Genomic DNA, 12423 nt, shown 5'->3' on the forward strand with positions numbered 1-12423 from the left:
TATCATTACGTATTGAAAAGGGTTTAAAAGACGAAGAAATGAAGACGATTCACGAAATAAATATCGACAACAGCAGTGCCGTGATAGATGGAAAGCGCATCGATACGTCGCGGAGCGGTAGTCAAATGCTTACCGAACTCTATCGTATCTACGTGAACGACTACCCTAAATTCTTCAAGATGGATATCCTTTGTAAATTGGGATTCATCGCTTCCGAGTTGCTCCTGCAGGCCGAAGGCGCGCCACGGTTTACCGATCGGGCCGATCGGGCCGATCGGGCTATCCTTTTCTTTAATCATTCCTCGTCTATTCAGGCCGACAAAGCCTTTGAAGAGACGATTCGTGACCGATCGGACTTCTTTCCAAGCCCATCGGTCTTTGTCTATACGCTACCCAATATCGTGACCGGAGAGATTGCCATTCGCAATCATTATTACGGAGAGACCAACTTCATTATCCTCAACGAACGTGACGATGAGCGCATCCGACAAGTTACGGAAGCCGCTTTCACAGATCCCACGACCACCAGTGCCATCGCCGGTTGGATAGAAGCACCCGATAATCATCATTTTACGGCGGCACTGAAACTCATTACAAAATAAAGAATTATTTATATTCCGCAACGACGGAACACAACCAATACAAATATGGAACTCAAAGAAGAACTGAAAACAAAGCTCATCGAAGCGCTCAATCTCGAAGACGTGACGACGGCCGACATTGACGATAACGTGCCGTTGTTCGGTGAAGACGGCTTCGGTCTCGACTCTATCGATGCGCTCGAACTCATTGTGTTGCTCGAAAAGAACTACGGTATTAAAATCAAAGACCCGAAAGAAGGTAAGAATATCTTTAAGTCGGTCAGCGTAATGGCTGACTACGTGGCAGCGAATCGCACAAAATAAGTATGCAAAAGCGAGTATTGATTACAGGCGCCGGCGTGGTTTCGGCCATCGGTTTCGGCCAAGAACAGAGCTTGGAAGCCCTCCGACGAGGACTGTCGGGGGTGGAACGGGTGCGCTTTCTGCCGACGGAGCACACGGAATTTCCTGTGGGCGAGGTGAAACTTAGCAATGAAATGATGTGCCGGCAACTCAATATTCCCTATACCAAGCGTGAGAGTCGCACCGAACTTATGGGCATGTTGGCCCTGAAAGAAGCCTTGTTGCAAGCCCGTCTTATCGACGAAGCGGGCACGCCGGCTGTGCAAGGTCTGGCCTTATTGGGCGGAACGACCGTGGCCGGAATGGATCGTACCGAGGCGTTTTATCCCGACCGGCTCGATGCCGACATCCTAAATCGACACGACTGTGGGGCTTCTACCAATGCCATTGCCGATTATTTCGGTTGTTTCGACTTAACAACAACTGTTTCTACGGCCTGCAGCGCGGCCCTCAATGCCATCATTATGGGTGCTCGAATGATTAAAAGCGGTCTGCGCGACATCGTTGTCGTTGGAGGTAGCGAGAGCCTTAGCCGCTTCCATCTCAATGGTTTCAAGTCGCTCATGATACTCGACGAGCGACGTTGCCGGCCTTTCGACACCACACGAGCCGGTCTTAATCTGGGTGAGGGCGCTGCTTTCATCGTGTTGGAGAGCGAAGATAGCGCGCTGCGACGCCACGCCGACATCTTTGGTGAACTGCTGGGCACGGGCAATGCCTGCGATGCTTTCCATCAGACGGCCTCGTCCGACGATGGCGAAGGTGCGTTCTTAGCCATCCGACAGGCTTTGGATGAGGCTCGATTGCTACCTTCCGACATTCAATATGTCAATGCCCATGGCACCGGAACACCCAATAACGACGCCAGTGAGAGCCAAGCCCTACGCCGTGTTTTCGGCAAAACACTGCCTGCGGTGTCGTCAACCAAGATGTTAACGGGTCACACCACGAGCGCGTCGGGTGCCATTGAGGCCGTATTCTGCCTCCTGGCACTGCGCCATCAGTTCGCGCCGGCCAATATCGGTTGGCAAACCGCCGATCCGCAGTGCGTTGTTCCCTACACCGGCGGCCCGCTGCCGAAGCTTGAAAACGTGCTTTGCAACGCTTTCGGGTTCGGCGGCAACGACTCCGCCATTATCCTTTCACGTTATGGAGAATAAGGTATATATCATCGCGGAAGTGACGAATGTTCCCGAAGCGGAATACCGTGACTATCTCAACCCTATGAAGGCGCGCCGTTATGGCCGCTTGTTACGAAGGGCACTCGTGACGGCTTTGAAGGCTATCAAGGAGAGTGGTGTCGACCAGCCCGACGCTATCATCAACGGAACGGCCATGGGTTGTATCGAAAATACGGAACGAATGCTTGACGCTTTGGCCACGGAGGGTGAGCAGATGAGCATGCCCACCAACTTCATGCAGTCTACCCACAACACCATTGCGTCGCTCATTGCCATTCACATGGGCAATCACGGCTACAATAGTACCTATGCTCATGGGCGAATCTCATTCGAGAGTGCCTTGCTCGATGCCTTCCTACAAATCAAATCGGGGCGTATCCGCACGGCGTTGGTATGTGCTAACGATGAAATTACGCCCGCGCTCCAAGCAAAACTTCAGACTGCCGGCACCGTCTGCGTGGCCGAAGACCGCTCCGTCGCCGTCGTGTTGTCAAGCGAAAAAAGCGCCGGCACATGCAAAGAACTGGTAGACATTCGTCTGCGTCATCATCCACAAAACGGCGATACCGCCGAAATCATCACCCGAGAACTATGCGACTGATTCTTCTTTCCATCCTTCAAAGCCTGCTGCTTTGTAGCGGTCAGGTATTCCTGAAGTTCGCTTTGCAGCAGATGGGCCCTTTCCGTTGGGCCTGGTCGCTCATCACCGATCAGCTCACTAACTGGTGGTGGCTGGGCTGTGGCTTATGTTATGGCGCGGCCACGGTACAGTGGATGTATATCATCAAGACCTTCCCGTTCTCCATGGCTTATCCCATGGTTTCGCTCAGCTATGTTTTCGGTATGCTGGCAGCCCTGCTCTTCTTCCACGAGACCATCCCACCCACCCGTTGGTTAGGCGTTTTTCTCATCATTACCGGCTGCTTTCTGGTGGCAAAATAGGAAGAGGAGAACAGGTGTTATAGGCCTAAGAATTTATATATAAGTTATCATAATCCAGCTTAGCATCGTTTTTATGAAACAAACATACAGATATCAGATTTTAATAGTCATGCTGCTACTCACGCAGATGGCTACAATCGGCGCGCAATCGTTTCGCAAAGTGACGCCGGCCCGGCAGCAATCGATGGTCAACGCTATCAGTAAGCAAGCGCTGTCCATCAAGACTTTGCGTTGTCAATTCGTGCAGAAGACCGAGGCTTCATACATGGAAGAGCCCGTTGTGGCCAATGGTTATATGGATTATGACAGCAAAGGCAACCTGACATGGAAATACATAAGGCCCTATCGCTACACTTTTACCCTCAGCAACAACAAGGCAACCATTCAATCTGATGGAAAAAAACAGACCATAGATCTGTCGGGTGCCAGCGTTCAAAGCATTGTGAAGATGGTAAAAAACAGCATGACGGGACAGAACCTGCGCAGCAACCGTGACTTCACGGTCGTTATGTATGACGGAGGCAATATCTGGAAGGCCGAACTGTCGCCCAAAGAACCACGGTTGAAGAAGTTTTTCCAATCCATCAGTCTCTATTTCGACCGAAGGACCAAGATGGTTTCCAAGGTCATTATGTCACAGCCCGGCGGCGATAAGATAACGATTGAATTATCAGAAATCAAGACTACATGATGAAACTCACGAACGACATGTTCACGATAGCGCGCTTAGACGAGGCGCGACACGCGGCTGATATCCGTCTCAATGCCGACCATCTCATCTATCGGGCGCATTTTCCGGGCCAGCCTATTACGCCCGGCGTGTGTATTATCAAGATTATTTTAGAGTTGGCAGAGCGGTTTCTCACGACTCCGTTGCGCTTGCAACAAGTCAAAAACTTGAAATTCATTCAGCCCCTCTCGCCCGTTCGTCATCCCGAAGCCACCGTTCTGTTCGATCATCTGGACCTGACGGACGGCACAGTGAAGCTCCGTGGTTCCGTTATTCACGGCGAAATCGTCTTCACGAAGTTCTCGCTCATCGCACGTCTGGACGCTATTGTCTGAACACATAACCACCGCAAACATGGGAAAAGTCTGTGTCATCATTCCAACGTATAACAACGGCAAGACCATTGCCGACATCGTGACCCGCGTCCACGCCATTACGCCCGACATCATCGTTGTCAACGACGGCAGTACCGATCATACGCACACCGCCCTTCATCAGTTGCCTTTCATCATTCATCGGATAGAATACGGCGTGAATCGTGGCAAGGGCTATGCGCTAAAGCAGGGGTTCCGTATGGCGCTTGCGCTGGGCTATGATTATGCCATAACGATCGACAGCGACGGACAGCATTTTCCCGAAGACATACCGCTGTTGCTACGCGAGCACGAAGCCCATCCCGAAGCATTAATCGTGGGCGTTCGCCAACTGACCGCCGACAGTACGCAGCGTCGAAACACGTTTGCCAATCGCTTTTCCAACTTTTGGTTTACCGTACAGACGCTCCGTCATGTAGCCGACACGCAGAGTGGCTATCGTCTTTATCCGCTCCGGCGTGTCAGTCGTCGCTGGATATTCTCTTCACGTTACGAAGCCGAGCTGTCATTATTAGTCGTTGCGGCTTGGATGGATGTAGCGATTAGGTCGGTCAACGTACGGGTTTACTACCCTCCGCAGGCCGAGAGAGTCACCCACTTCCGACCGGCCGTCGACTTCACGCGTATCAGTCTGCTCAATACCGCTCTCTGTTTAGGCTCCCTTTTCTTCTATCTGTCTAAGCTGATTGTCTACAACGGGCCGAGGGCGGTTTATAAGAAACTTTTTCATCGATGATTTTTGAATCAATGACAAGATTTTTTCTCCATATTTATCATTATTTTTCCGCACGCAGACTGTGGGCTTCCGCCGTGTTGCTGACTATTTGCGCACTGGCTGCGCTGCTGTCTTCGCGTGTCCATTACGAAGAAGATATTGCCAAATTTCTGCCCCACGACACTCAAAACGAAAAGTATCAAGACGTATATGAACAGATTGCGCTGCAAAGTCGCGTAGCTGTGCTCTTCTCGTCGAAGGACTCCCTTCGTCCCGTCGATACGGAAACCATCGGGCAAGCCATGGAATCTTTTGGCAAGCAGATTGAAAACAGTCCGCTCATCGAACAGTTACAGGTGAGTGCCGACGAGACTGCGGCACTCAAGATGATTGATTTCGTCAACACCAACTCCCCTTATTTCATCACCAACAGTGACGCGCGCCACATTGACTCTCTGCTTCGGTCACCCGATTTCGTGGCCCGTCAAATGGAAGAGAACAAGAAGATACTGATGCTTCCCACAGGCGGTATCGCCATGACGACGCTACGCCACGATCCGCTCCACCTTTTTACGCCTGTGTTGCAGCGCATGCAGCGTTTCCGCATGGACCGTCAGTTTCAGTTGATTGATGGTTATGTCTTTACCCACGACGGTCGCACGGGTATGGTGACGTTCAACAGCCGCTTCGGTGCCAGTGAAACGCAACGCAACGGCGAGATAGCCGCCCTGCTCGATAGCGCTGCCCATACAATCGAAACCCGTTATCCGCAACTCAAGGTCAGCGCCATCGGGGCACCGCTCATCGCCGTCACCAATGCCACGACCATCAAGACCGACGCTATCGTGGCCGTTGCTATCGCCTCTGTCTTCATTTTGCTTCTGCTTTGGTGGCATTATCGTCGACTGAGCGACATGTTGTGGATTGGCGTTTCCATCGTCTTCGGCTGGTTGTTTGCCATCGGCGGCATGGCCTTGTTCCACGATAGCGTTTCGATGATCGTGCTGGGTATCGGTTCTGTCATTATCGGTATCGCCGTCAATTATCCTTTGCACTTCCTCGACCATATCCGTGAGGTCGGCAATCGTCTCCAGGCATTGAAAGAAATGGTGCCGCCCCTGCTTATCGGCAACGTCACGACCGTGGCAGCTTTCCTCTGTTTGGTATGGCTCGACGCCCAAGCCATGCGCGATCTCGGCCTTTTCGGGGCACTCATGCTCATCGGTACGATACTCTTCGTGCTCGTTTTCCTTCCGCTCTATGCCCGACGACCCGCCGCCGCGCCACAACACCGCGCCGGTATACTGCTGCCCCTTATGGAACGGGCTGAGGATTGGCTCAACCGCAAGGCCATTAAACGAGCTGTTCTGCCCATTGTCATGATGCTAACGATGGTCTTCGGTTATTTTTCAACCAAGACATCTTTCGACAGCGACCTCACGCATATCAACTATATGACGCCCGATCAGCGTGCCGACATGCAGCGGTTAGCGGGTACGCAGCACGAAGCCGCGCTCTATGCTGTGGCCGAAGGTAAAACCATGACGCAGGCATTCCAGGCCAACGACCGCCTGCTTAGTCAATTACAGGCGCATGGCTATCAGCCTCACGGAATCGGCGACTTCTCGCCCACGGCCGAACGGCAACGCGCTTCACTGACCGCATGGCGGCAACTGTGGACTATCCACGATGCTCGGCAGTTGATCGATCGTGTGAAAGCTGAGGCCCGACGCCAAGGATTGAAGCCCGAAGCCTTCCAACCGTTCTACGAACTACTGACGACCGACCACAATTCGGTTCGTCCGCAGTCTTATTTCAATCCAATCTTGCAGCCATTCGTCGGCACTTACATCCTGCATTCGCCCAACCAAACACGCATTGTCAACTACCTGCCGTCGGCCGGCGCGGACTCCATTTTAAAGCGCGACATCAATCAACAGGCCACCGCGCCCTATTTTGTATTCTCCTCTAAGGACATCGGCAACCAGCTTGTTCGCGTGCTCAACGACTCGTTCAACTACATCGGACTGGTCTGCGGATGTGTGGTTTTCTTCTTCCTGTGGCTCTCTTTCGGCAAACTCGAATTGTCGTTGCTATCTTTTCTGCCGCTGGCCGTCAGCTGGTTGTGGATATTAGGCATGATGCAGATAGGCGGCATCCAGTTTAATATTGTCAATATCATCCTCGCCACCTTCATCTTTGGTCAGGGAGACGACTATACTATCTTCATTACCGAAGGGCTGATGTACGAACATACCACGGGCCGTAAGCGACTCAGCTCCTACAAACACAGCGTGGCCATCTCGGCTTTGCTCATGTTTATCGGTATCGGCAGCCTCATTCTGGCCCGCCATCCGGCCATGCGGTCGTTGGCTGTTGTGACAATAATCGGCATGTTTACGGTCGTAATTATGGCCTATTATCTGCCTCCGTTGGTCTTCCGTTGGCTTGTGCGAGGTAGGCATCTGCCCACCGAAGAGCCGTCCGACGTGCAACTGTGGATTACCGACAAGCTCCCGCTTACGCTACGCCGCATCGTCAGTTCGCTGTATTTCATGATTTCCTTCCTTCTTTTCATGTATTTAGGGGCCAAACCCTATACGCGATGGATCTTCAGAAAGAAGAAAGACGACCCGGAAAGGCGCGACCGCTACCACCGTTTGTTCCAATTCTTCGCCCGAAAAGGGCTCAAGCTGTTGCCCGGTGTGAAGTGTCATATATATAATAAGGTGGGCGAAACATTTGAAAAGCCGGCTGTCATCATTTGCAACCACCAGAGTCACCTCGACATTATGGCCGTGTTGCAGCTGTCACCCAAGATTATTATTATCACCAACGCGTGGACATGGGACAATCCTTTCTACGGCGACGTGCTCCATTATGGCGATTTCCTGCCGGCCGCCGATGGACTTGATAAGAACATGACCAAGCTGCGCGAGCTTTATAAAGCCGGTTACAACATCGTGATTTATCCCGAAGGCACCCGCAGTGAGACGTGCGAGGTGCGGCGTTTTCATAAGGGAGCCTTCTATATAGCCCACGAATTGGGAGCCGATATACTGCCGCTTTATCTCCATGGGGCGGGCTATGTGCTGCCCAAACGCGACTTCATGTTGCGCCCGGGCGAAATTAATATCGAAGTGGGGCAGCGCGTTCGGTTCGATCGTTACGACGACCAAGGCCTTGAAGCCAACGAAGCCATACGCTTGATGGCTAAAAACATGCGCCACCATTATCAGAAACATTATGCCGAAATGCGCCGCCGGATAGAGACGGAAGCCTATCTGCAGCCTTATAGGCAGTTGCGCGATTACTATAAAACGAAAGTATGAGTCAGAAAAAGTGTGTCATCATCGGCAGCGGATTAGGCGGTCTTTCCTGCGGTGTTATCTTAGCTAAGAATGGTTATGAAGTGACCGTCTTGGAAAAGCACTACCAGATAGGTGGCTGTCTGCAGTGTTTCTCACGCAAAGGGGTAAAGTTTGAGTCGGGTATGCACTTCATCGGCAGTGCGTCACCGGGCCAGACGCTCGATCGGATGTTGCGCTACTTGGAAGTAAGCGACGCTATCGAGTTGAGCCCATTAGACCCTTGGGGCTACAACGTGATTCTACTCAATGGGAAAACTTATCGTATGGCCAACGGACGCGACAACTTCATCCGCCAGCTTTTGCCCTCTTTTCCTCATGCACAGGCCGACTTGGGACGCTATTACGACCTCATCCGGCAGGTGGCCGGCGCGTCACGGCTCCACAGTCTGCGCCATACCGAGACGATGGAGGCCATCCAACCCGAATATTTAACACGGAGTATCAACGACGTGATGGAGCAAACCGTGGCCGATCCGCTGCTACGCGACGTGCTCATGGGTGCGCTACCGCTCTACGCGGCCGAGAAAGATAAGACGCCATTTGCCACCCATGCCTTCGTTACCGACTTCTATAACCAGAGTGCCTATCGTGTGGTGGGCGGCAGCGACCTCATTGCGCGGGCCATGCAGGCTGCCATTGAGCGCTATGGTGGCAAGGTGATTACAAAACAAGAGGTGACACATATCGAATGCGATGACCAACGAGCTGTCGCCGTGTTGACGTCCGATGGTAATCGTTATGAAGCCGATGTGCTGATTTCCGACCTTCATCCGGCCCGAACGCTCGAGCTGACCGACTCTCCTTTGTTGCGACCTGCCTATCGTCGGCGGCTCCGGGCACTGCCCAATACCGTCGGCGGCTTCTCCGTCTATCTGAAATTCAAGCCTCGCACGGTGCCTTACATGAACTATAATCTCTATGGTTACCGCTCGCCGACGCCTTGGGGATGCGAGTCCTATACGACTGAAACGTGGCCCAAGGGCTATCTTTACTTGCACACGTGCCAGGAACAGCAACAACAGTATGCCCAAAGCGGTATTATTCTGTCGTACATGCAATATGCCGACGTGGCCCGATGGGAAAGAACCTTTACCGGACGACGGGGCGAAGACTATGAGGCCTTCAAGCGGCAACATGCCGAAAAGCTCATCGCGGCGGTGGAACACGATATCCCCGGTTTTGCCGACGGCATAGAACAATACTTCACCAGTACGCCACTGACCTATCGCGACTACACCGGAACGGAGGCCGGTGGCATGTATGGCATAGCCCACGACATCACGCTTGGTCCCGCAGCCCGGGTGCATCATCTGACCCGCATACCCAACTTGCTGCTCACGGGGCAGAACATCAACAGCCACGGCATATTGGGCGTGCTCGTCGGCACCATCGTCACATGCTCAGAGCTGCTCGGCAGCGAAGAAATCTTCAGGCAGATAACAGAAACCTATTAGGACTGATATGCCATTAAGCCGCTCTTAAAAAAGGAAGAAAATGAATATCATCATCGGCGGTGGCCTCGGCGGCCTTTTCACAGGCGCCCTGCTTACCAAAGAAGGCCATAAGATAACCATCCTCGAGAAAAACAAGACCATCGGCGGTGGCCTGCAGAGTTTTCAATACTACGGCCTGACCTTCGAAACGGGTATGCACTTGCTTGGCAGCCTGCACAAAGGGCAGACCATCGACAAGATGCTGCGCTACTTAGGAATCAGAAACCGACTGAAAATCATCGATGTAGACGCCGACTGCATGGACCAGATCACCTATCTTTCCGACGGCAAGACCTATCGTGTGCCACAGGGAAAGGAGGCGTTCATCGCCTATTTCGCACGGGAGTTTCCACATCAGAGCCACCAAATCAGGCAATATGTGGAAGCACTCTACAGCATGGTCGACGAGATAGACTTTTTCTATCTGCGACCCACCAACGACCATGTGTTTACCCATAACGAAACATTCATGTGGCCGGCCGACCGCTTGGTGGCTCATTTTATCAGCGACCCACGTCTCCGCGACGTATTGGGCTACATGAATCCGATGTATGGCGGTATGGAAGGACACACGCCGGCCTATATCCACGCGCTTATCAACGTGCTCTATATCAACGGCCCGAGCCGCTTTTCGGGTGGTAGCCAGCAGTTGGCCGACGCCTTGGCGGATATCATTCGTGCGGGTGGAGGGCGTGTCATCAGTGGCGACAAGGTGGTAGCGGTTGATATCAACGACCGCCGGGTGGCAGCCGTAAGGACCGAACAAGGCCATATCTACACCGCCGACACTTACATCAGTGCCATCCATCCTCGCCAATTGATCGGCATGACAGACAGCTCTTGCTTTTCCAAAGCATTCAGGACACGCATCGACGAGGCGCCCAACAGCTACTCTTCGTTCTGTGCCTATTTCGTCTTCAAACCCGAAAGTTTTCCATATATCAATCACACATGCTACTTTCAGGAAGACTATGGCCACGTGTGGAACTACAATGATTACGACGAGGCTCACTGGCCAAGGGGCTTCATGTACATGACACCGGCCGACAGACAGCAAGGTTCATGGGCAACGAAGATGATTGTGAACGCCATCATGCCCTATCAGGTGGTAGAACGATGGAAAGACACCCGAAGCGGACACCGAGGCAAGGACTATGAAACATGGAAAGAAGCCCATCTGGAAAAGATCATCGGCCGTATGGAGCGGCTCTATCCCGGCTTTGAAGCCACGCTCGCCCACCGCTTTGCCTCGTCGCCGCTCACCATCCGCGACTACTACGACGAGCCCGAGGGCGCCCTCTATGGCCTGCGACGCGACACGGAGAACATCGCCCGGTCGCAAGTATCGGTCTACACGAAATGTAAAAACCTGTTTCTGACGGGACAGAATATCAACCTACACGGGTTTTGCGGCGTACCGCTGACGGCTGTCAATACGGCCGAAGCCATCGTGGGACACAACGTTATCGTCGATAAAATCAACGCGTATGAAACCAAGAATTAGTCTTTTGCTGCTCCTGCTCACCGTTTGTTCGACCGTAGGCGCGCAAAAGAGTGACCCGAACTATCGCCGGCTGAAGATCTATAAACCGAGCGACACCTGCCGCACGGCTGTCATCGTCTGTCCGGGGGGCAGCTACTGCTGGTTGAGTAAAAAATACGAAGGCAGCGAAGTGGCCCGATGGCTCAACAGCAAGGGCATAGCAGCCTACGTGCTGCACTACCCCACGGCGGGTTGGGCCGGATTCGTGCTCCGCAGTCGGCTTTACTTTCCCGGTCGGCAATATCCCGACCAGCTGCGGGCCATCGAACAGGCCATGCGCCTTGTCCGACAGCAAGGCTACCGCCACGTAGGCGTCATGGGCTTCTCGGCCGGCGGCCACTTGGCACTGATGGCGGCCGAGAACCTTACCGGACCATTGCGGCCCGACTTCATCGCGCCCATCTATCCTGTGGTGTCGCTCTCCCACGCCGTTACGCACAAGCGCAGCCGACGCGGACTATTAGGCGAATGGCGCCGACGCAGCACCGTGATGCGCGACTCGCTGTCGATGGAGCGGCACGCCGACCGCATCCAATGCCCCGTTTTCCTGATGAACTGCAAGGACGACCCTATCGTCGACTACCGCAACGCCGTATTGATGGACAGCGCCATGACTGCCCACGACGTACCCCATGTATATATCCAATACCAAACGGGCGGCCACGGCTTCGGCGCCACTGCCCGAAAAACAACGAAAGAAGCGATCAGCTGGAAAGAACGTTTCATCAGTTGGCTGCAAAAACAATTCAACAACTGATCAAACAAACTGAAAAATACTGGTATAATGTGACGGGAACGGTTAAGACCTTCTGCCCCGAAGGCCAATCACCCAGACGCCTGCCACAGGCTATCTACGATATTAATTACAACTCCGCTAATCTCAAAGCGATGGGAGCACAGAGTTTGGAGGCGTCGACTCCTGAAAAAGAAAAGACCAAGAAAGATTACCTATCAAAACATCCCGATACGCTGACGAAGAAATCCCATGATATAAAAGGAATACAGGCATAGGCGGAACGTGATAAATCACGCCCCTACAGCTCACGCCCTGCCGTTTACAAACACAGAAATCATAGCTCGGTAGCTGCAAGTCAGTCGCCATGCGCCAGCCGGAGGGGCGTGATTCATCA

Annotated in this window: 13 protein-coding genes; all 13 read left to right on the forward strand. The window is 53.0% G+C overall.

The window, feature by feature from the left end:
* Positions 1 to 38: 38 nt before the first annotated feature.
* The 13 genes from JHU38_RS04725 to JHU38_RS04785 all read left to right on the forward strand — a co-directional run bounded on the left by JHU38_RS04725 (position 39) and on the right by JHU38_RS04785 (position 12304).
* Positions 39 to 602, forward strand: a complete 564-nt coding sequence (locus JHU38_RS04725; protein WP_107581919.1) for a hypothetical protein — start codon at positions 39 to 41, stop codon at positions 600 to 602.
* A 12-nt stretch (positions 603 to 614) separates the two neighbouring features.
* Positions 615 to 905 (forward strand): phosphopantetheine-binding protein, encoded by a 291-nt coding sequence (locus JHU38_RS04730; RefSeq protein ID WP_255414288.1) that lies wholly within the window; start codon positions 615 to 617, stop codon positions 903 to 905.
* Positions 906 to 907: 2 nt separating this feature from the next.
* Complete coding sequence (locus JHU38_RS04735; RefSeq protein ID WP_107581917.1) at positions 908 to 2104, forward strand: beta-ketoacyl-[acyl-carrier-protein] synthase family protein; 1197 nt, start codon at positions 908 to 910, stop codon at positions 2102 to 2104.
* Positions 2094 to 2726 carry a beta-ketoacyl synthase chain length factor gene (locus tag JHU38_RS04740; RefSeq protein ID WP_107581916.1) on the forward strand — a complete coding sequence of 211 codons (633 nt, stop codon included), beginning with the start codon at positions 2094 to 2096 and terminating at the stop codon, positions 2724 to 2726. The genes JHU38_RS04735 and JHU38_RS04740 overlap by 11 nt, the downstream gene beginning before the upstream one ends.
* The gene (locus JHU38_RS04745) at positions 2717 to 3067 is read left to right on the forward strand and encodes an EamA family transporter (RefSeq protein WP_107581915.1); all 351 of its coding nucleotides are present in this window, start codon (positions 2717 to 2719) and stop codon (positions 3065 to 3067) included. Before JHU38_RS04740 ends, JHU38_RS04745 begins: the two co-directional genes overlap by 10 nt.
* Positions 3068 to 3140: 73 nt before the next feature.
* Positions 3141 to 3758 (forward strand): outer membrane lipoprotein carrier protein LolA, encoded by a 618-nt coding sequence (locus tag JHU38_RS04750; protein WP_107581914.1) that lies wholly within the window; start codon positions 3141 to 3143, stop codon positions 3756 to 3758.
* Positions 3755 to 4132, forward strand: a complete 378-nt coding sequence (locus tag JHU38_RS04755) for a beta-hydroxyacyl-ACP dehydratase (RefSeq protein ID WP_232369835.1) — start codon at positions 3755 to 3757, stop codon at positions 4130 to 4132. The genes JHU38_RS04750 and JHU38_RS04755 overlap by 4 nt, the downstream gene beginning before the upstream one ends.
* A 19-nt stretch (positions 4133 to 4151) precedes the next feature.
* Entirely contained in the window at positions 4152 to 4907 is a 756-nt protein-coding gene (locus tag JHU38_RS04760) for a glycosyltransferase family 2 protein (protein WP_107581913.1), read from the forward strand.
* 11 nt (positions 4908 to 4918) lie between these two features.
* Positions 4919 to 8218: a 1-acyl-sn-glycerol-3-phosphate acyltransferase gene (locus JHU38_RS04765; RefSeq protein ID WP_107582381.1), complete on the forward strand. Its 3300-nt coding sequence runs from the start codon at positions 4919 to 4921 to the stop codon at positions 8216 to 8218.
* On the forward strand, positions 8215 to 9711 hold the full coding sequence (locus JHU38_RS04770; RefSeq protein ID WP_107581912.1) for a phytoene desaturase family protein: 1497 nt from the start codon (positions 8215 to 8217) through the stop codon (positions 9709 to 9711). The genes JHU38_RS04765 and JHU38_RS04770 overlap by 4 nt, the downstream gene beginning before the upstream one ends.
* A 40-nt stretch (positions 9712 to 9751) precedes the next feature.
* Positions 9752 to 11254, forward strand: a complete 1503-nt coding sequence (locus tag JHU38_RS04775; protein ID WP_107581911.1) for a phytoene desaturase family protein — start codon at positions 9752 to 9754, stop codon at positions 11252 to 11254.
* Positions 11238 to 12050: an alpha/beta hydrolase gene (locus tag JHU38_RS04780; protein WP_107581910.1), complete on the forward strand. Its 813-nt coding sequence runs from the start codon at positions 11238 to 11240 to the stop codon at positions 12048 to 12050. The genes JHU38_RS04775 and JHU38_RS04780 overlap by 17 nt, the downstream gene beginning before the upstream one ends.
* On the forward strand, positions 12023 to 12304 hold the full coding sequence (locus JHU38_RS04785; RefSeq protein WP_107581909.1) for a hypothetical protein: 282 nt from the start codon (positions 12023 to 12025) through the stop codon (positions 12302 to 12304). Before JHU38_RS04780 ends, JHU38_RS04785 begins: the two co-directional genes overlap by 28 nt.
* Positions 12305 to 12423: the final 119 nt, after the last annotated feature.

Source organism: Prevotella illustrans (assembly GCF_017426725.1).
Taxonomy (GTDB): Bacteria; Bacteroidota; Bacteroidia; order Bacteroidales; family Bacteroidaceae; genus Prevotella; species Prevotella illustrans.

What these genes read in the sequence shown, in the direction of transcription:
- JHU38_RS04750 (WP_107581914.1), top strand. Translation starts at nt 3,141, where the DNA reads ATGAAACAAACATACAGATATCAGATTTTAATAGTCATGCTGCTACTC.
- JHU38_RS04765 (WP_107582381.1), top strand. Translation starts at nt 4,919, where the DNA reads ATGACAAGATTTTTTCTCCATATTTATCATTATTTTTCCGCACGCAGA.
- JHU38_RS04770 (WP_107581912.1), top strand. Translation starts at nt 8,215, where the DNA reads ATGAGTCAGAAAAAGTGTGTCATCATCGGCAGCGGATTAGGCGGTCTT.
- JHU38_RS04755 (WP_232369835.1), top strand. Translation starts at nt 3,755, where the DNA reads ATGATGAAACTCACGAACGACATGTTCACGATAGCGCGCTTAGACGAG.
- JHU38_RS04735 (WP_107581917.1), top strand. Translation starts at nt 908, where the DNA reads ATGCAAAAGCGAGTATTGATTACAGGCGCCGGCGTGGTTTCGGCCATC.
- JHU38_RS04760 (WP_107581913.1), top strand. Translation starts at nt 4,152, where the DNA reads ATGGGAAAAGTCTGTGTCATCATTCCAACGTATAACAACGGCAAGACC.
- JHU38_RS04740 (WP_107581916.1), top strand. Translation starts at nt 2,094, where the DNA reads ATGGAGAATAAGGTATATATCATCGCGGAAGTGACGAATGTTCCCGAA.
- JHU38_RS04725 (WP_107581919.1), top strand. Translation starts at nt 39, where the DNA reads ATGAAGACGATTCACGAAATAAATATCGACAACAGCAGTGCCGTGATA.
- JHU38_RS04775 (WP_107581911.1), top strand. Translation starts at nt 9,752, where the DNA reads ATGAATATCATCATCGGCGGTGGCCTCGGCGGCCTTTTCACAGGCGCC.
- JHU38_RS04780 (WP_107581910.1), top strand. Translation starts at nt 11,238, where the DNA reads ATGAAACCAAGAATTAGTCTTTTGCTGCTCCTGCTCACCGTTTGTTCG.
- JHU38_RS04745 (WP_107581915.1), top strand. Translation starts at nt 2,717, where the DNA reads ATGCGACTGATTCTTCTTTCCATCCTTCAAAGCCTGCTGCTTTGTAGC.